Source organism: Streptomyces sp. TG1A-60, from assembly GCF_037201975.1.
Taxonomy (GTDB): Bacteria; Actinomycetota; Actinomycetes; order Streptomycetales; family Streptomycetaceae; genus Streptomyces.
In genome coordinates this window covers 6,913,265-6,930,714 of the sequence record NZ_CP147520.1, presented here as the reverse complement: position 1 = coordinate 6,930,714, position 17,450 = coordinate 6,913,265, and the positions used below count along the sequence as shown (strand labels likewise).

At 71.0% G+C, this 17,450-nt stretch carries 13 protein-coding genes, 5 pseudogenes and 1 riboswitch; of the genes and pseudogenes, 3 read left to right on the top strand and 15 right to left on the bottom strand.

Annotated elements, in window-relative coordinates:
- Position 1: 1 nt before the first annotated feature.
- From ribH to WBG99_RS30375, 4 genes are read right to left on the bottom strand one after another with little or no spacing between them, the layout of a single operon-like run.
- Positions 2-487, bottom strand: a complete 486-nt coding sequence (gene ribH / locus WBG99_RS30390; RefSeq protein WP_338899381.1) for a 6,7-dimethyl-8-ribityllumazine synthase — start codon at positions 485-487, stop codon at positions 2-4.
- A gap of 48 nt (positions 488-535) precedes the next feature.
- Positions 536-1,828, bottom strand: a complete 1,293-nt coding sequence (locus WBG99_RS30385; protein WP_338899380.1) for a bifunctional 3,4-dihydroxy-2-butanone-4-phosphate synthase/GTP cyclohydrolase II — start codon at positions 1,826-1,828, stop codon at positions 536-538.
- The gene (locus WBG99_RS30380) at positions 1,825-2,457 is read right to left on the bottom strand and encodes a nicotinamide mononucleotide transporter family protein (protein ID WP_338899379.1); all 633 of its coding nucleotides are present in this window, start codon (positions 2,455-2,457) and stop codon (positions 1,825-1,827) included. Before WBG99_RS30380 ends, WBG99_RS30385 begins: the two co-directional genes overlap by 4 nt.
- Entirely contained in the window at positions 2,454-3,056 is a 603-nt protein-coding gene (locus WBG99_RS30375) for a riboflavin synthase (RefSeq protein WP_338899377.1), read from the bottom strand. The genes WBG99_RS30380 and WBG99_RS30375 overlap by 4 nt, the downstream gene beginning before the upstream one ends.
- Positions 3,057-3,211: 155 nt before the next feature.
- A riboswitch (FMN riboswitch) is annotated at positions 3,212-3,342 on the bottom strand.
- A gap of 151 nt (positions 3,343-3,493) precedes the next feature.
- Between WBG99_RS30375 and WBG99_RS30370 the strand changes: the two are divergent.
- Positions 3,494-3,776: pseudogene (locus tag WBG99_RS30370) on the top strand (nucleoside-diphosphate sugar epimerase); the annotation flags it as partial.
- Positions 3,777-3,818: 42 nt separating this feature from the next.
- On the opposite strand, the pseudogene WBG99_RS30365 reads toward WBG99_RS30370, so the two are convergent.
- Positions 3,819-4,118, bottom strand: a pseudogene (locus tag WBG99_RS30365) (ROK family protein); the annotation flags it as partial.
- A gap of 573 nt (positions 4,119-4,691) precedes the next feature.
- Positions 4,692-5,576, bottom strand: a pseudogene (locus WBG99_RS30360) (ROK family transcriptional regulator); the annotation flags it as partial.
- Between the two features lie 173 nt (positions 5,577-5,749).
- Here WBG99_RS30360 and WBG99_RS30355 point away from each other — a divergent pair.
- Together WBG99_RS30355 and WBG99_RS30350 are read left to right on the top strand one after the other, a co-directional pair.
- Positions 5,750-6,961: an MFS transporter gene (locus WBG99_RS30355; RefSeq protein WP_338899375.1), complete on the top strand. Its 1,212-nt coding sequence runs from the start codon at positions 5,750-5,752 to the stop codon at positions 6,959-6,961.
- A gap of 382 nt (positions 6,962-7,343) precedes the next feature.
- Positions 7,344-8,027, top strand: coding sequence for a DUF5995 family protein (locus WBG99_RS30350; protein WP_338899373.1), 684 nt, complete (start codon positions 7,344-7,346; stop codon positions 8,025-8,027).
- 58 nt (positions 8,028-8,085) lie between these two features.
- Here the strand turns inward: WBG99_RS30350 and WBG99_RS30345 are convergent, their stop codons facing one another.
- From WBG99_RS30345 to rpe, 9 genes and pseudogenes are all read right to left on the bottom strand, one after another.
- Entirely contained in the window at positions 8,086-9,798 is a 1,713-nt protein-coding gene (locus tag WBG99_RS30345; RefSeq protein WP_338899371.1) for an NAD(P)/FAD-dependent oxidoreductase, read from the bottom strand.
- Positions 9,799-9,850: 52 nt separating this feature from the next.
- The gene (locus WBG99_RS30340) at positions 9,851-10,639 is read right to left on the bottom strand and encodes a carbon-nitrogen hydrolase family protein (protein WP_338899369.1); all 789 of its coding nucleotides are present in this window, start codon (positions 10,637-10,639) and stop codon (positions 9,851-9,853) included.
- A gap of 253 nt (positions 10,640-10,892) precedes the next feature.
- Positions 10,893-12,101, bottom strand: a complete 1,209-nt coding sequence (locus tag WBG99_RS30335; RefSeq protein WP_338899367.1) for an MFS transporter — start codon at positions 12,099-12,101, stop codon at positions 10,893-10,895.
- A 246-nt stretch (positions 12,102-12,347) separates the two neighbouring features.
- Positions 12,348-12,800, bottom strand: a complete 453-nt coding sequence (locus WBG99_RS30330) for an Lrp/AsnC family transcriptional regulator (RefSeq protein ID WP_338899365.1) — start codon at positions 12,798-12,800, stop codon at positions 12,348-12,350.
- Between the two features lie 10 nt (positions 12,801-12,810).
- Positions 12,811-13,124: pseudogene (locus WBG99_RS30325) on the bottom strand (amino acid permease C-terminal domain-containing protein); the annotation flags it as partial.
- A gap of 181 nt (positions 13,125-13,305) precedes the next feature.
- Positions 13,306-14,748 (bottom strand): GuaB1 family IMP dehydrogenase-related protein, encoded by a 1,443-nt coding sequence (locus WBG99_RS30320; RefSeq protein WP_338899364.1) that lies wholly within the window; start codon positions 14,746-14,748, stop codon positions 13,306-13,308.
- Between the two features lie 187 nt (positions 14,749-14,935).
- Positions 14,936-15,289 (bottom strand): barstar family protein, encoded by a 354-nt coding sequence (locus WBG99_RS30315; RefSeq protein WP_338899362.1) that lies wholly within the window; start codon positions 15,287-15,289, stop codon positions 14,936-14,938.
- 174 nt (positions 15,290-15,463) lie between these two features.
- Positions 15,464-16,473 (bottom strand): annotated as a pseudogene (locus WBG99_RS30310) (sugar-binding domain-containing protein).
- A gap of 172 nt (positions 16,474-16,645) precedes the next feature.
- Positions 16,646-17,332 carry a ribulose-phosphate 3-epimerase gene (gene rpe, locus WBG99_RS30305; RefSeq protein WP_338899361.1) on the bottom strand — a complete coding sequence of 229 codons (687 nt, stop codon included), beginning with the start codon at positions 17,330-17,332 and terminating at the stop codon, positions 16,646-16,648.
- Positions 17,333-17,450: the final 118 nt, after the last annotated feature.

Here is a 17,450-nt window from a genome sequence, read left to right as displayed (position 1 = left end):
CTTACCGCCAGGGTTCGGATACTGAGCGGAGGGTGGCCGCGGTCGCCACCGCGGCCGTCACCGCCTCGTGGCCCTTGTCCTCGTTGGAGCCCTCGATACCCGCGCGGTCCAGGGCCTGCTCCTCGGTGTCACAGGTCAGCACGCCGAAGCCGACGGGGACGCCGGTGTCGACGGAGACCTGGGTGAGGCCCTGGGTGACTCCCTGGCACACATACTCGAAGTGGGGGGTGCCGCCGCGGACGACGACGCCGAGGGCGACGATCGCGTCGTAGCCGCGCCCGGCGAGGACCTTGGCGACGACGGGGAGTTCCCAGCTGCCGGGTACCCGCAGCAGTGTCGGCTCGTCGATGCCCAGGTCGCGCAGGGCGCGCAGGGCGCCTTCTACGAGGCCGTCCATCACCTTCTCGTGCCACTGGGCCGCGATGACCGCGACGCGCAGGTCGCCGCAGTTGCGTACGGACAGTTCGGGTGCGCCCTTGCCGCTCACGTTGCTCCTTGGTTCCTGAAACTCGTTCTCGCTGGTCTTACTGTCGTCTCACTGGTCGCCGCAGGTGGCGGACACGGTCGTCGGGTCCAGCCAGGGCAGGTCGTGGCCCATGCGGTCACGCTTGGTGCGCAGATAGCGGAGGTTGTGCTCGCCCGCGCGGACGGGCATCGGCTCGCGGTCGGTGACCGTGAGGCCGTGCCGGACGAGGGCGTCGGTCTTCTCGGGGTTGTTCGTCATCAGCCGGAGGCTGCGGACGCCGAGGTCCAGGAGGATCTGGGCGCCGGCGGCGTAGTCCCGGGCGTCGGCGGGCAGGCCCAGCTCCAGGTTGGCGTCGAGGGTGTCGCGGCCTCGCTCCTGGAGTTCGTACGCGCGCAGCTTGGACAGCAGTCCGATGCCGCGTCCCTCGTGGCCGCGCAGATAGACCACGACGCCCCGGCCCTCGGTGGCGATGCGTTCGAGTGAGGTCTCCAACTGGGGGCCGCAGTCGCAGCGCAGGGAGTGGAAGACGTCGCCGGTGAGGCATTCGGAGTGGACGCGGACGAGGACGTCCTCACCCTCGCCGAGCTCGCCGTGGACGAGGGCGACGTGCTCGACGCCGTCGACGGTGGAGCGATAGCCGTATGCCGTGAAGTCGCCGAACACGGTGGGGAGTTGGGTCTTCGCCTCGCGCTTGACCGTGGGCTCGGAGCTGCGGCGGTAGGCGATCAGGTCCTCGATGGAGATGATCGTCAGGCCGTGCTTGCGGGCGAACGGGATCAGCTCGGGCAGACGCAGCATGCGGCCGTCCTCACCGGCGATCTCGACGATGGCGCCGGCCGGCCGCAGCCCCGCGAGGCGGGCCAGATCGACGGCGGCCTCGGTATGGCCGTCGCGCACGAGCACCCCGCCGGACCTGGCACGCAGCGGGAAGATGTGGCCGGGGCGGACGAAGTCGCCCGGCTCGGCCGTGCCGCTCGCCAGGAGTTGGAGCGTGGTGGCACGGTCGGAGGCGGAGATGCCGGTGGTGACGCCGTGCCGGGGGGCGGCGTCCACGGTCACGGTGAAGGCCGTGCGCATCGACTCGGTGTTCTGCTGCACCATCTGCGGCAGTTCGAGCCGGTCCAGCTCGTCGCCCTCCATGGGGGCGCAGATCATGCCCCGGCACTCACTCATCATGAAGGCGACGATCTCGGGGGTGGCCTTCTCGGCGGCGACGACGAGGTCGCCCTCGTTCTCCCGGTCCTCGTCGTCGACGACCACGACCGGGCGGCCCGCCGCGATGTCGGCGATGGCCTGTTCGACGGGGTCGAGTGCGAGGTCCTCGATGTCGTCGGTGCTGTAGAGGATCGGTGCCGTGGTCATGCCGGGGCTCCTTCCGGGGCGGGCTTGCGGGTGCGCAGCCACCAGTCGCGCATGCCCCACAGGACGAGCACGCCGTAGACGATGTAGACGAAACCGGAGAACGCGTAGCCGTTGGCGAAGTTGAGCGGTACGCCCACGAGGTCGACCAGCAGCCAGGCGAACCAGAACTCGACCATGCCGCGCGCCTGGGCGTACATGGCGACGACGGTGCCGGTGAAGATGTAGGCGTCCGGCCAGGGGTCCCAGGACAGGCTCGGGTAAGCGGTGAAGAGGCCGCCGACGGCGAGGGTGCCGAGCACGGCGCCGGCGATCAGGCAGCCGCGCTCGCGCCAGGTGGCGAACCTTGGGGCGATGGCGCCGTCCGCCGTCTGTCCCTTCGTACGGTTCCACTGCCACCAGCCGTACGCGGCGACGGCCATGACGATGACCTGCTTGCCGGCGCTGCCGGTCAGGTGGCCGACGAAGGCGCCGAAGAGGATGAGGCCGGAGAGGAACTGCACGGGCCAGTTCCACAGGGAGCGGATCGCGCCGAGGGCGAGGGCGATCAGGCCGAGGATGTTGCCGATCATGTCCGACCAGAGGATCTGCTGGCCGAAGGCCGTGAAGGCCACCGAGTTCAGCGAGTTCACCGCGCCGTCCCCTGGGTGCCCAGCAGCCGCTCGACGTACTTGGCGATGACGTCGACTTCGAGGTTGACCGGGTCGCCGGGCTGCTTGCGGCCGAGCGTAGTCAGGTCGAGGGTGGTCGGGATGAGGCTGACGGTGAAGTAGTCGGGGCCGGCGTCGACGACGGTGAGGCTGATGCCGTCGACGGTGATGGAGCCCTTCTCGACGACGTACCGGGTGAGATCCGCGGGGAGCGAGATCTTCACGATCTCCCAGTTGTCGGACGGCTTGCGCTCGACGACCTTGCCCGTGCCGTCGACATGGCCCTGCACGATGTGCCCGCCGAGGCGCTCGCCGACGGCCATGGGGCGTTCGAGGTTGACGCGGGAGCCGACGGTGAGGGCGCCGAGGCTGGAGCGTTCGAGGGTCTCCGCCATGACGTCGGCGGTGAACCAGTCGTCCTCGTGCTCCACGACCGTGAGACAGACGCCGTTGACGGCGATGGAGTCGCCGTGGCGCGCGCCCTGTGTGACGGCGGGGCCGCGCAGGCGGAAGCGGGAGGAGTCGCCGAGGTTCTCGACGGCGGTGACCTCACCCAGCTCTTCGACGATTCCGGTGAACACTTCCCGGGTCCTCCTGCCTCTGTGGGGCACGGACTCCGGGGCTGTCGAGACGACAGACATGAACGGACCGCGACACGGGGAGCGACGCCGTGTGAAGGCCCACCCCTGGCGGGGCAGACCGAAAACAGACGGCGGCGCGCACGCATGCCCGCCCGCCGCGCACTGCCTCCCATCCGGACTTTAACCGTCGGTCCAGGAATTTCACCTGATCAACCGGCCGCTGGAAGCGGCCGGGTCGCGGACTATAACCGCCGGTTCGGACTTTCACCGACCCCGGAGTGCGCTGCTTCTGGTACATGGCCAGTGTGCCACGCCTGATCGGCACCCATGCGGGTGAAGGCTGTGGGGTGGCTCACAAGCCCCGCCCCTGGACATCCTCAGCGGACGCCGAGGGGATTCCGATGCCCCTGACCAAGGGTCAGTTCCCTGGCACCGGCGACCAGCCCGTCGCCGTCGCCGAGGTCGCCGACCGTCTTGCGGAACTGGCCGTGACGGACGCGTCGACGACATGGGCGGCCCCGAGATCCTGGCCTTCCCCGACCTGGCCCGCGCCTACCTGACGGCCACCGGCCGTCTACGCCGTCTGCTGAACGTGCCTCTGTTCGGCAAGGCGTACCAGGGCTTCCGGAGCGGGGGACACCTCACGCCGGGGCGGCCGTGGGAAGGGGAACGTTCTGGGAGCACCTGGCGGAGCGGTTCGGGGACGGGAAGACGCACTGAGCGGGCCACATGGCAGGGTCGGCGCTCTGTGACACCGTGCCGTCAGCGACGGCGCGGTGTCCTGCTCACCGCGCCGTCCGGCGCGAACAGCTCGTCCTGAGCCGCCTCCCGGGCCATGAGCAACGCGCCCCGCAGTACGGCGGCCCCGCCGAGACCGCTGGACCGCACCTCGGTCGGCAGCGGTGACATGGCCGCCAGCCGCGCCGCCACCCGCGCCGCCAAGGCGTCCCCACCGGCCTGCCCGACCTCACCGCCGAGCACCACACAGCCGGGGTCAAGGACGGCGACGACGGAGGCGACACCTATGGCGAGGCGGTCGGCCAGGGCGTCGAGGAAGCGGGCGTGAGGGCCGGCTGAGGAGGGGCCGGGCGCCGTGGAGGGGCCGGGCCCGGGCGGCAAAGGGGGCGCCACGGGCGACGAACGGCTTCCGGCATCCGCCGACGAACTCGCCTCCGGTACCGAACGGCACGCGCCATCGTCTGATGGCCTCGCCGCCGACACCGAACGACTCCCTGCGCCGTCCGAAGGGCGGCCCTCATCCTCCCCCGATGGGCACACGGCACCCGCCGAACGACCCCCCACGTCCACCGACGAGCCCACCACCAGCACCGAACCGCCTACACCATGCGCTGAACCACTCCCGGTCTCGACCGAGGAACCCGTCGCCTCAAGCGGCGGGCCCACCGCGTCCGCAGGACGACTCGCGGGCTCCGCCGATGAGCCCGGGGCTCCCGCGGAAGGAGCCGCCGCCTCCACGGACGAACCCTCGGCAGCCGCAGGACGACGCCCGACCCCCGCCCATGGGCTCGGCGCCCCCTCTCGACGACTCCCGGCCTCCGCCGGACCCGTCGAGAGGTCACTCCCACTCGGCGGGGGGCCCGGCCCGTCTGTCACGTCCGTCGAAATCCTCGCCGCAGCCACCCGTACCAACGTTGCCGCATGGGGCTCGGTGCCCGTGGTGTCGGCCGCGACGCCGTGGGCGGCGGCCAGTGCGGCCACTGCGGTCGCGCCGCCGAGGGAGTGGAAGCCGCCGTCGCAGTCGGTGGTCGAGGGGAGCGTCGGTGTGCCCGGGACCGGGAGGAAGCCGATCTCGCCGGTGCCGCCGGAGGCGCCGCGGCGCAGGCGACCGTCGAGGACGACGGCGGCGCCGGTGCCGAGGCCGAGCCAGAGGAGGACGAAGGTGTCGCGGTCGCGGGCGGCACCGTCGCGTTGTTCGGTGAGCGCGGCGAGGTTGGTCTCGTTCTCGACGAGGACACGGGCGGGAAGGCGTTCCACGAGGGCGGCGACCAGGCGGCGGTGCCATTCGGGCAGGCCGATGGAGTCGCGGAGCTCGCCCGTGGCCGGGTCGATCAGACCGGGCGCGCCGATCACCACGGTGTGCAGCCGGTCGGCGCCCGCCTCCTTCGCGGCGCGCTCCATCAGCGTGACCGCCTGCTCCACCGCCGGTCCCGTGCCCGTGCCGTCCGCGATCGGGACGGACGCCCGCGCCAGCTCCGTACCGAGCAGGTCGGCGACGACCACCGTGACGCCCTCGGTACGCACATCGAGGGCGGCGAGATGCGCCCGGTCGGCGACGATGCCGTAGAGACGGGCGTTGGGCCCACGCCGCTGCTCCCCCGACTCCCCCACGACCTCGATCAGCCCCGCGGCCGTGAGGCGCTCCACGAGGTCGGCGACCGTGGGCCGGGACAGACCGGTGAGCTGCTTCAACCGCCCTGCCGTCAGTGGCCCTTCCTGTTGCAGCAGCCGCAGGGCGAGCCGGTCGTTGATGGCCCGGGCGGTGCTGGGTGATGCGGGCATGCCGGGATCCTCCCAGATCGGCGACGCCGTACGGCCCGTGACCCTCCGGCGACTGCACCCTACCTATCAGGCAAGCTTCCTGATAGTTTACTGCGGCGCTGGGAAGCCCCGGGCGCCGAGAGCACGGATCCCAGGAGAATCCGGGGACACCGAGGAGTCAGGGAGGGCGGAGGATGAGCGCCGTGGGCTTCGAGCAGCGCGAGGTGAGGCGGGCTCGGTACGCCGTGGCGGCCGTGTTCGCCGTGCATGGTGCCGTGACCGGCTCGTTCGCGACCCGCGTGCCGTGGATCCAGGACCACGCGCAGGTCAGCGCGGGTCAGCTGGGCCTCGCGCTCGCCTTCCCGGCGATCGGCGCATCCCTGGCGATGCCGCTCGCGGGCCGGGTCAGCCACCACTTCGGCGCCCGCACGGCGCTGCGCGGGCTGATCTCACTGTGGACGATCGCGCTGATCCTGCCGGCTCTCGCGCCGAACCTGTGGACGCTCTGCCTCGCGCTGTTCGTGTACGGCGCGACGGCCGGCATGGCGGACGTCGCGATGAACGCGCTCGGCGTGGAGGTCGAGAACCGCCTCGGAAAGTCGATCATGTCGGGTCTGCACGGCATGTGGAGTGCGGGCGCCCTCGTCGGCGCGGCGGCGGGCACACTCGCCGCGCACCTCGGCTCGGACGCCCGCCTGCACCACGCGCTGGCGGCGGGCGCGCTCACCGTCCTCGGTCTGGTCGCCTGTCAGTGGGTGCTGGACCTCCGGCCCACCGAGGACGAGGAACCGCCGCCCCGGTTCGCGCTGCCGCCGAAGCCGGCGCTGCTGATCGGCGCGGTCGGGTTCTGCGCGGTGTTCGCGGAGGGGGCGGCCCTGGACTGGTCGGCGGTCTATCTGCGGGACCAGTTGGAGACCTCGGCCGGGCTCGCGGCGGCGTGCACCACCGGCTTCATGCTGACCATGGCGGTGGCCCGGATCGCGGGCGACGCGGTGGTCGACCGTTTCGGCGCGGTCCGCACCGTACGGGCGGGCGGTGTCCTCGCCGCACTCGGCGGTCTGCTCATCGTCGTCGCGAACCATCCGGCGGTCGCGATGGGCGGCTTCGCGTTGATGGGTCTGGGCATCGCGGTCGTCGTCCCCCTCTGCTTCGCCGCCGCCGGCCGCAGCGGGCCGAACCCCAGCCAGGCCATCGCGGGCGTCGCGACGATCACCTACACCTCGGGGCTGGTCGCGCCGAGCGCGATCGGCGGTCTGGCGCAACTGACCAGCCTGGTCGTGTCGTTCGGCCTGGTGACGGTGCTGTCGTGCGGGCTGGTCGTCTTCGCGGGCGTACTGCGCACCGGCGACCGGGACCGCCCTCGGGTCGACCGCCGGGACACGGCGGTTCCGAGCCCGAAGCCTTGAGGCGGTCGGCCACGCGAGGCCGGCCGCTGGGTGCCCGACTCCAGCCGAACGAAGACGCGGGTTCCGGCACGCGTACGTCAGCGCGGTGACGGCTCCCGCCGGAAGCCGTCCGGTCCGCCCCTCACCCGCGCGCCAGTTCGTACGCGTACCCCCTGAGAAGGCCACCGCTCTCCCCCGGCAGCCGTCGGACTCGCCCGGGAGTTTCACCCAGAGGTAGCGGCCAGGCGTTGGGCGCGTAAGTCCGACACGTGGTGACCCCCCTGTTCCCCGGACCACGCTGGGCCGGCTTCCGTACTTCCCGCCGCACCCGCGTTACCCCGTTCCGGGGAAGCGCCGGGCACGGCGGCACCGGTGTCCGCCTGGGCCTGGGACCCTGCCGCTTATGGCGCAGTTGGAACATTTCACCAATTCCGTGGGCTCTGTGGACACAGTCGTCTCCCGCATGCGCGCCCTCGACGCCGCCCTGCCCGAGCGGGACGGCGTGGCGGTCTTCAACCGCGTCTACCTCGCCGTCACCGAGGCCATCGACCGACGGCTCGACGCCGGCTGCTTCCCGGACGCGGAGGCCGCGATCACCCTTGACGTGCTCTTCGCCGAGCGGTATCTGCGGGTCGCCGAGGGAGACCGTGCGCCCGCCTGCTGGCGGCCGTTGCTGCAGTTCCGGCACCATCCCGGCGTACGACCGCTGCAGTTCGCCCTGTCCGGCATCAACGCGCACATCGGGCACGATCTGGCGCTGGCCGTCGTGGACACCTGTCGTACGCTCGGCTGCGAACCCGTCGAGCTGGAGGACGAGTTCGAGCATGTGGGCGATGTCCTCGTGTCGCTGGAGGAGCGTATCCGCGAGGAGTTGATGCCGGGCCCCGATCTCCTCCAGATCGCCGATCCGCTCACCCACCTGCTCGGCGCGTGGAGCCTGGAGCGGGCGCGGGAGGCCACCTGGTCGACCGCCCGCGCGCTGTGGGCGCTGCGTGGACTCCCCGATCTCGCCGAGGAGTTCGGCCACCGCCTCGACGCGGCGGTGGGCCTGGCGGGCCGCATGCTGCTGACGCCGCTGCCGGACTGACCCGACCAGCCCGCGCGGTCTCAGCACTCCTCCGGAGTCCGGGTCCCGCCACCAGGCCCTAGTCCTCCGGGAGTTCCACCGGCGTGATCTCGTCGTAGACGTCCCCGGGCCCGGGGTTGGTGGCGTCGGTCGCGCCGCCGAACTGGTGCATGACCCCCCAGACCGCGTTCAGGGCGGTCTGGATCGCACCCTCGGCCCAGCCGGCCGTCCAGGAGATGTCGTCGCCGGCGAGGAAGATGCCCCGTTTGTCCTCGGGCAGCCGGTCCTGCATGAAGTGCGTGAACAGACGCCGCTGGTAGCGGTAGTGGCCGGGCAGGTTGGCCTTGAACGCGCCCATGAAGTAGGGCTCGTTCTCCCAGGAGACGGTCACCGGACTGCCGATGATGTGGCTGCGGACGTCGACGTTCGGATAGATCTCGCCGAGCGACTTCAGCATGACCTCCATCCGCTCGCTCGCGGACAGCGGCAGCCACTTGAGGCTGTCGTCGCACCAGGTGTAGGAGAGGCAGATGACGGCGGGCCTGTCCGGACCGTCGTCGAGGAGGTAGGTCCCGCGCGTCATACGGTCGGTGAGCGTCATCGACATGACGTCCCGGCCGGTCGGGTTCCCCCTGTCGTCGACGGCCTTGTCCCGCCAGAAGGGCCGGTCGACGGGGACGAAGAGCTTGCTGGACTCCATGTAGTGGGTGCGCTCGACGGCCGTCCAGTGGTCGATCGGGAAGAGCGAGTCGTCACACGCGATCTTCGACAGCAGCATCCAGGACTGGGCGGTGAAGATCGCCGCCTGGTACGTACGGATGTCGCCGTTCGCGTCCGTCACCGTGATCCGGTTGCCCGACGTGCGGTGCAGCCGGGTCACGGCCGGGCGCGGCTCGCCGTTCCTGTGCAGGGACGCCAGGGACGTCCCGTACGGCCAGTGCACGATCTTCTCCGGCTCGCGCTCCCAGAGCCGCAGCGGAAGCTGCTGGCTGCCGCCGACGATGCCGCGGTGGTGGTCGTCGGCCTCGGTGTACACGACCCGCAGGATCTCCAGGATGGAGTTCGGGAAGTCGGTGTCCCAGCCGCCCGTGCCGAAACCGACCTGGCCGAAGATCTCGCGGTGCCGGAAGGACCTGAAGGCCTCGGATTCGCAGAGAAAGCCGTAGAAGGTCTGGTTGTCGAGCCTCTCGACGAGCTTCGCCCAGATCTCCCGGATGCGCGGGACGTCGCGCTCGCGCAGCGCCCGGTTCATGCCGGAGAAGTCGGCGCCCGCTTCGAGGCAGGCGTTCCAGGCGGCGGCGACGTCCCGGTACACCTGCGGCAGATCGTCGATCGACTCGGCGTAGTGCGACTCGCCCTTGAGGTCGACGACGGTCGAAGGTGTCGCCTCGGCGAGCGGGTTGGGGAAGGGCCGGGTCTCCAGCCCCACCAGGTCGATGTAGTGCTGGAGCGCCGTGGAGGACGGCGGGAAGCGCATCGCGCCCATCTCCGCGGTGAGCGACGCGTCGCAGCCCTCGAACCCCACCGTCCGCAGCCGCCCACCGATCCGGTCGGCCTCGTACACGACCGGCTTCAGCCCCATCTTCATCAGCTCGTACGCCGACACGATCCCGGACAGCCCGCCGCCGATGACCGCGACCTCGGTGCCGTGCTCGGTCGCCGGTACCCGGCCCAGACCCGCCGGGTGGGCCAGAAAGTCGTCGTAGGCGTACGGGAAGTCCGGGCCGAACATGGTGATCGGCGGCTGCTGCTCGTCTGCGTGCTCGATGGCGTTGGGCACGGTGGACGTCATGGGGTACGGGCTCCTTGCGACAAGAACGACGAGAGGGGTTCGGGAGGCGGTCTCAGACGAGAGCCCCGTAGAGACCGGGGCGGCGGTCCTCCAGATACGGGTTCGCCTCGCGTGAGGCCGCCAGGAGGACGGGGTCGACGTCGGCGAGGACGAGTTCCTCGTCGCGTCCGGCGCGGGTGCGCGCGACCCCGTCGGGTCCGGCCAGTGTGGAGAGCCCGACGAACTCGAACTCCCCTTCCCGGCCGACCCGGTTGACGTATGCGACGTACATCTGGTTCTCGAAGGCCCGCACCGGGATCATCGACTCGGCGACGAACTGGAACGGATGCGTCTGGGCCGTCGGCACCACCAGCAGGTCGGTGCCGGCGAGGGCGTGGGCCCGGACGTTCTCCGGGAACTCCACGTCGTAGCAGATCATGATGCCGACGCGGAGCCCGCCCAGGTCGGCCTGGACGACGGACCGCTCACCCGCCGTGAAGTGGTCACGTTCGAAGCAGCCGAAGAGATGGGTCTTGCGGTAGTCGGCCAGCCGGACGCCGTCGGCGGAGACCAACTGCGCCGAGTTGTAGACCGCTTCACCGTCTCGCTCCGGATAGCCGTACGCGATCGCGACCCCGTGCCGCACCGCGATCTCGGCGACCGCGTCGGCCGAGTCACCGTCGGCCGCCTCGGCGAGCCGCTCGGTGTCATCGCCGATCGCATACCCCGTCAGGAACATCTCCGGCGCCACCACCAGCCCCGCCCCGGCCGCGGCGGCCCGCTCCGCGGCCTCGTCGAGCATCGTGAGGTTCGCGACGACCGAGCCGGGCCGGCCGGAGCTCTGCAACAGGGCGGTACGCATGCGTGTTCCTCACCGGGACAAAGGGGTGTTCGGGGGCCGGATAGACCGTACGGTCGGCGCGCGGAGGCGGACAAGCGGAAGCCGTTGCGCACCATCGGGCGAATCGTTGCGTGCGGAAGGAGACGGACGGAGATTCATTGCGCGCCCACCTCGGCAGCGCCCCCAGGGGCGCGGGCAACCGCACGACCAGCCGCACCGAACCCGCAGCCGACCACAGCCCGACGCCCCTTCCCCACTCCCCAGGGCCATACGCCTAGGCGTCCCTCCGCGCCAACACGAGCGCCGTCACCAGATACGGCACCGCGAGAACGGCGAACGCGACCCCATGCGACGCGAAGGACGCGCCGAGCACGGCGTACGCGGCGAACACCCCCACCGTGGCCAGTTCCGTCCCCATGCTCGCGACGGAGGTCAGAGTCGCCCGACGAGCCCCCTCGATCCGGTCCTGGAGCCGCGCGCCGGCAAGGACATCGACCAGTTGGAAGCCACCGAAGGCGACCGCCACGAGCCCGATGCCGGCCGGTGTGCCCAGCAGCGCGCCCACGGCCAGCGCGAACGCCGATCCCGCGAGCACCACCCCGAGCCCGGTCGCCCCCAGCCGCTCCCCCGGCCCGGTCAGCAGGCTGGCGATCGTCGGCCCCACCCAGATCACCAGCAGCAGATACGGAACCGTCTGCTCGGCCACACCGGTGTCCCGGACCAGTAGCGGCGTGTACTCGTCGAGCGCGCCCCAGACCGCGCCGACGGCCGGCACCAGGAGCAGTGCCGCGCGCACCGACCGGTCCCGGCGGACCTCGGCGAGCCCGGCCCGCAGGGTGATGAGCGTGGAGGCCCGGTCATCCCCGCCCGACACCGACGTCCGGTGCTCGGGGAACCGGGTCGCCACCACCGAGGTGAGCACGCACACCAGCACACTCGCCGCGCCCACGGCCGGGTATCCGCCGAGCTTGAGCACCGGCCCGGCCAGCCCCATCGCGGCCATCACGGCGACCATCCCGGCCGCCTGGGCCCGGCCGATGACACGCGCGTACCGGTCGGCCGCGCCGAGCCGGTCCAGTTCGTCGTAGACGAGCGCTTCCAGCGCACCGGAGCCGATCGCGCCGCGCACACCCCAGAGGACGAAGCCGAGGGCGAAGGCCCAGTAGGACGGGACGATCACCCACAGGGCGAAGCCGACTGCGGTGAGCAGCGGACCCAGCCACAGCAGCAGCCGTCGGGAGACGGTGTCGGCCCAGGCGCCGGAGGGGACCTCCAGCAGGATCCCGGTGATGGACCACAGGGCGAACAGCGAGGAGAGCTGCCAGATCGACAGTCCGGTGTCGCTGAACAGCAGTGCGTACACCGGGTAGAGCAGAACGAAGTCGTCGAGGAACGCGTAGCCGTACAACGTGGCCGTCAGCCGCCGGACACCGATGCTTCCGGTGTCTCCGGCGCCGGGCACACAAGCAGGTGAGAGAGTCATGAGGCCTTCCCGCAGGGGCGATTCGGACGTCGGGGATACGGCGTCCGAGGCGGCCCTCGGGAGGCACGGCTGGTGGGTCAATGTCGCCAGGTCATGGCACCGATGGTAGGCGAGCGGGGCGACCTTTCGCCCGTCGGCCGGAAAAGAGGCACGGAGAACCGCACGTCAACCCCTACGAACCCGCACAGGCACCCGAACACCCGCACCCGCACCCGCACCCGCCGATGAACCGACCGCGCCGGACTGTCAGGCAGGCGCCCCCGAAGAAAACCGCCGCAGCAAGGGCGACAACACCAGCACGGACTTCGTCCGTTCGACGAACGGCTCTCCGGCGATCCGTTCCAGCACCCGCTCGAAGTGCCGCATGTCCGAGGCGAACACCTGCACCACCGCGTCGGCCTCCCCCGTGACCGTGGACGCCGCGACGACCTCCTGGTACCGCTCCAGCCCCCGCTGGATCGTCTCCGGCGAGGTGTTGCGCCGGCAGTAGATCTCGACGAACCCCTCGGTCTCCCACCCGAGCGCGGCAGGGTCCACCCGAACGGTGAATCCGGTGATCGCCCCGGCCGCCCGCAGTCGGTCCACCCGCCGTTTCACCGCCGGCGCGGAGAGCCCGACGAGTTGGCCGATGTCGGAGTAGGAGCGGCGGGCATCCTCGGCGAGGGCGTGCACGATGCGTTCGTCGAGATCGTTCAGCACTGCGGGTGGGTCACTTCTCTGGAGTCGAAGGAGTCGCGAGACGGGAGCGGCGACGGCCGTAGCTGAAGTAGAACACGAGCCCGACGGCCATCCAGACCCCGAAGACGGCCCAGGCGACGGTTTCGAGGCTGCCCATCGTCCGGACACAGAACCCGAGGACCAGCGCGGGCAGCACCGGCGACAACGGCACCCGAAAGGTCCACGGCATGTCCGACCGGGTCCGCTCAGCATCACGACGGCCACGTTGACCAGCGCGAACGCGAACGAGGTACCGATGCCCGCCGGGTCGGCGAGCTGACCGAGCGAAACGGCGGCGGCGAGCACTCTCGCAAGATCGTTGCGTACATCGAACAGAGGCGTAGGTTCATCGCACGGCCCGTGCGGACTGTCGCGTCCACCGGTTTCGAAGGCGCCCTGAAGGCGTGCAGAGAGTTGACTTACTGGCCCTGAACTTGACTTCGCAGGTCAGTGCGCTACTCGCCCGCATGTTGTTCCTCTGCGGGCCCTAACCCCAACTCGCGTGCAACGGCTTGCCCTCCGCATACCCGGCCGCACTCTGCACACCCACCACGGCCCGCGCGGCGAACTCCTCCAGAGAGCCGGCCCCGGCATACGTGCACGACGACCGTACCCCCGCGATGACCGAGTCGATCAGATCCTCGACCCCCGGCCTGGCCGGATCGAGGAACATCCGGGACGTGGAGATGCCCTCCTCGAACAGCGCCTTGCGCGCCCGGTCGTACGCCGACTCCTCGCTCGTGCGGTTGCGCACGGCCCGCGCGGAGGCCATCCCGAACGACTCCTTGTAGAGCCGCCCACTGGCGTCCTGCTGAAGGTCCCCCGGCGACTCGTACGTCCCCGCGAACCAGGATCCGATCATCACGTTCGACGCGCCCGCCGCCAACGCCATGGCCACATCACGGGGGTGGCGCACCCCACCGTCGGCCCACACGTGCTTGCCGTACTTCTTCGCCTCGGCCGCGCACTCCAGAACGGCCGAGAACTGCGGCCGTCCGACGCCGGTCATCATGCGGGTCGTACACATCGCGCCGGGCCCGACACCGACCTTGACGATGTCCGCGCCCGCCTCGATCAGATCCCGGACGCCCTCCGCGGCGACGATGTTGCCCGCCACGATCGGTACTCGGGGATCGAGGTCGCGCACCAGCTTGATCGCGTCGATCATCGACTCCTGGTGGCCGTGCGCGGTGTCGATGACCAGTGCGTCGATGCCCGCGTCGAGCAGTTGCTCGGCCTTGCCCACGAAGTCGCCGTTGATGCCGACGGCGGCGGCGACGCGGAGCCTGCCGTTCGCGTCGACAGCCGGGGTGTAGAGCGTGGCGCGCAGGGCTCCCTTGCGGGTGAGGATGCCGGCGAGGCGGCCGTCCCGGTCGACGGCGGGCGCGTACCGGCGGTTGGCCGCGTCGAGCCGGTTGAAGGCCTCGCGCGGGTCGATGTCGGCGTCCAGGAGCAACAGGTCCCGGGACATGACGACTTCGAGTTGGGTGAAGCGGTCGACGCCGGTGAGGTCCTGGTCCGTGACGACACCGACGGGCCGCAGCTCCGCGTCCACGACGACGCCCGCGTTGTGCGCCCGCTTCGGCAGCAGAGCCAGCGCGTCGGCGACCGTCTGGTGCGGGTTGAGCACGATCGGGGTGTCGAGGACGTGGTGGCGGCTCTTCACCCAGGAGATGACGTCGGTGACGACCTCGAGCGGGATGTCCTGCGGGATGACCACGAGGCCGCCGCGCCGGGCGACCGTCTCGGCCATGCGACGGCCGGCGACGGCGGTCATGTTGGCGACGACGAGCGGGATGGTGGTGCCCGTGCCGTCCGGGGAGGTCAGGTCCACGCCCTGCCGCGACCCGACGGCGCTGCGGCTCGGGACCATGAATACGTCGTCGTACGTCAGGTCGTACGCGGGCTGGATGTCATTGAGGAAACGCACGTGCCGCACATCCCAGTCGATCAGAGGTGACCCCCTGACAGGACCGCCAGGGGGAAGAGCACGTACTTCATTGTCCCATGTCGGCGAATGTGGGCGGCCCCGACGGATCATCCAGAGGACCCTTCGGCGGCCTCGGAGGATCCTCCGAGGAGCGAACCGTCGCGCGGCCGGTCCCGGCGCCCGGGTCCTATGCGGCCCCGCCCAGCGCCAGGACCACCTTCAGCTCGCTCGCGGTGCGCTTCCAGTGGTCCGCGGCCTCGGCGAAGACCTCCTGGGCGATGCTCCAGTCGTTCGGCTCGGCTCCCGCGTACTCCCGCCAGTCGGTGACCACGAGCAGCCGTCCCCGCGCGGGCGGCGCCCACGACAGGTCGGTGAGGAAGTCGGCGAGGGCGTCCCAGTTGCGGCCGAAGTGTTCGGGCAGGTCGAGGGCGCGGGCGCAGCGGTCCATGAAGGCGGGCTTGTCCACGACGCCGCCCAGGTCCAGCTCGATGTGCACCCAGCCGCCGACGGCCAGCGCCTCGGCGAGCGTGCTGTCACTCATCTCCGTACCGCCTTCATCTCCGTACCGCCTTCTTCGGAGGACCGCGCTGAACCGGTCGTGGTGATCATCGGTGTAGTACATCCCGCCCTCCTCCCCGTGACAACGCGACGGGCGGACCGTGGCACCACCTCGTCGGTGCCGCCACGGTCCGCCCCACCCGCGTCAGAGGCGCCGTCAGGTCCTGTCCGGGTCCGTCCGGTTACGGGCCGGCCGCGGTGTCTGCCCCGCCGTCAGCAGGGAGTCCGCCGCCGAGGTGTCGGTGACGAGGCTGGTCACCAGCCCCGATCGCAGCACGGCGTCGATCGCGGCCGCCTTGCGCTGCCCGCCCGCGATCGCGACGACCTCGGGGATGCGGCGGAGCTGGTCGGCCTTGACCGTGATGCACCGCTCGCCGAGGTCCCGCCCGACCCGGTGGCCCTCGGCGTCGAAGAGGTGCGCGGACATCTCGGCGGCGACACCGAGGGAGGCGTAGTGGCCGCGCTCCTCGTCGCTGAGCATGTCGTGCACCGTCGAGATCCCCGCCTCCCAGGAGCCGATGGAGACACAGGCGACCGTGACCTTGTCGAAGTACTCGAAGGCCCGGGCGATCCCGGTCTGGTTGCGCAGCGCCGCCGCGGTGGCCGCGTCCGGCAGCAGCATCGGCGCGTAGATGGGGTGGGCGTCACCGCCTGACACCTGCGCGGCACGCCGTACCGCCTCGACCGAACCGCGCTCGGCGGTCCCGGCGTCGTACACGCCCGTCAGCTGCACCACAGTACAGGGGGCAGCCGGTCCAGGGCCGCCGCCATGTGGATGGTGGAGCGCCCCCAGGCGAGGCCGAGGACATCGCCCTCGTCGACCAGTTCGCCGAGCAGGTCCGCGGCGACCTCGCCGAGGTTCTCCGGGTCGGGGGACTCCTCGGCGTCGGCCGGGGACTCCACGACGACGGCGTGCCTGAGGCCGTAGCGGGCGCGGAGCGCGTCGGAGCGCTCGGCGTCCAGCTCGGCCGGGACGCGGATCTCGATGCGTACGAGATCCCGTTCGAGAGCGGTCTCCAGGACACGGGCCACCTTGAAGCGGCTCACGCCGAACTCCTCGGCGATCTGGATCTTGGACTTGCCCTCCAGATAGAAGCGACGAGCCATGGCCGCCGCCTGCACCAGCTCAGCGGGTCCCATCCGCATGGCTGACCGGCCCGCCGACATACCCGACACAGCCATCTCCTTCACTGCTCTTCACACATGGATACGCCGTTCATCCTTGCAGATCCGACGTTTTCGATCAGCCTGACGGAACACCGTTCACGTTCCCTTGGCCCCGTGGTCGCACGCCCCGCCCCCGCTCGCCTCGGCGTTCGCACGGCAGCACCTCCGTGATTCAGTGGCCGCAGGCCCAGCCGGCCGTCGCCGTCGCGGACTCCGCCTGGGCCCGCAGCGCACGCACCGCCTCGGCCGGATCGTCCGCCCCGTACACCGCGGAACCGGCGACGAAGACGTCGGCGCCCGCCTCGGCGCAGCGCTCGATGGTGGACGCGGCGACGCCGCCGTCGACCTGAAGCCACAGGTCGAGGCCGTGCTTGCTGATCAACTCGCGGGTCCGGCGGATCTTGGGGAGCATGATGTCGAGAAATGCCTGGCCTCCGAAGCCCGGTTCGACCGTCATGATCAGCACCATGTCGAGTTCGGGCAGCAGGTCCTCGTACGGTTCGATCGGCGTCGCGGGCTTGAGCGCCATGGAGGCCCTGGCCCCCTTGGCCCGGATCTCGCGGGCGAGCCGCACGGGCGCGGCGGCGGCCTCGGCGTGGAAGGTGACGGAACCGGCACCCGCTTCCACGTACTGGGGCGCCCATCGATCAGGGGCCTCGATCATCAGATGGCAGTCCAGCGGCGTCCGAGTCGCACGGGCCAGGGACTCCACGACCGGCACACCTAGCGTGAGGTTCGGGACGAAATGGTTGTCCATCACGTCGACATGGAGCCAGTCGGCCCCTTCGGCCGCCTTCGCCTCGTCGGCGAGACGGGCGAAGTCGGCGGAAAGGATGCTTGGGTTGATCTGCGCGGCCATGGAGCAAGCCTGCCATGCCCTGCGGGGGTTGCGGGCATCGGTACCGGGCGGGAGGAAGGGTGGCACTTCGGCCGCGGGCCGTCCTCGGCTGAGCGTGCGACTCCCCGCGCCCCTCGTG

Bases quoted from the DNA above. Each gene is read 5' to 3' on its own strand.
- rpe (WP_338899361.1), bottom strand. From the start codon at position 17,332: ATGGCCGCGCAGATCAACCCAAGCATCCTTTCCGCCGACTTCGCCCGT.
- WBG99_RS30315 (WP_338899362.1), bottom strand. From the start codon at position 15,289: ATGAGTGACAGCACGCTCGCCGAGGCGCTGGCCGTCGGCGGCTGGGTG.
- WBG99_RS30355 (WP_338899375.1), top strand. From the start codon at position 5,750: ATGAGCGCCGTGGGCTTCGAGCAGCGCGAGGTGAGGCGGGCTCGGTAC.
- WBG99_RS30350 (WP_338899373.1), top strand. From the start codon at position 7,344: ATGGCGCAGTTGGAACATTTCACCAATTCCGTGGGCTCTGTGGACACA.
- WBG99_RS30345 (WP_338899371.1), bottom strand. From the start codon at position 9,798: ATGACGTCCACCGTGCCCAACGCCATCGAGCACGCAGACGAGCAGCAG.
- WBG99_RS30340 (WP_338899369.1), bottom strand. From the start codon at position 10,639: ATGCGTACCGCCCTGTTGCAGAGCTCCGGCCGGCCCGGCTCGGTCGTC.
- WBG99_RS30385 (WP_338899380.1), bottom strand. From the start codon at position 1,828: ATGACCACGGCACCGATCCTCTACAGCACCGACGACATCGAGGACCTC.
- WBG99_RS30335 (WP_338899367.1), bottom strand. From the start codon at position 12,101: ATGACTCTCTCACCTGCTTGTGTGCCCGGCGCCGGAGACACCGGAAGC.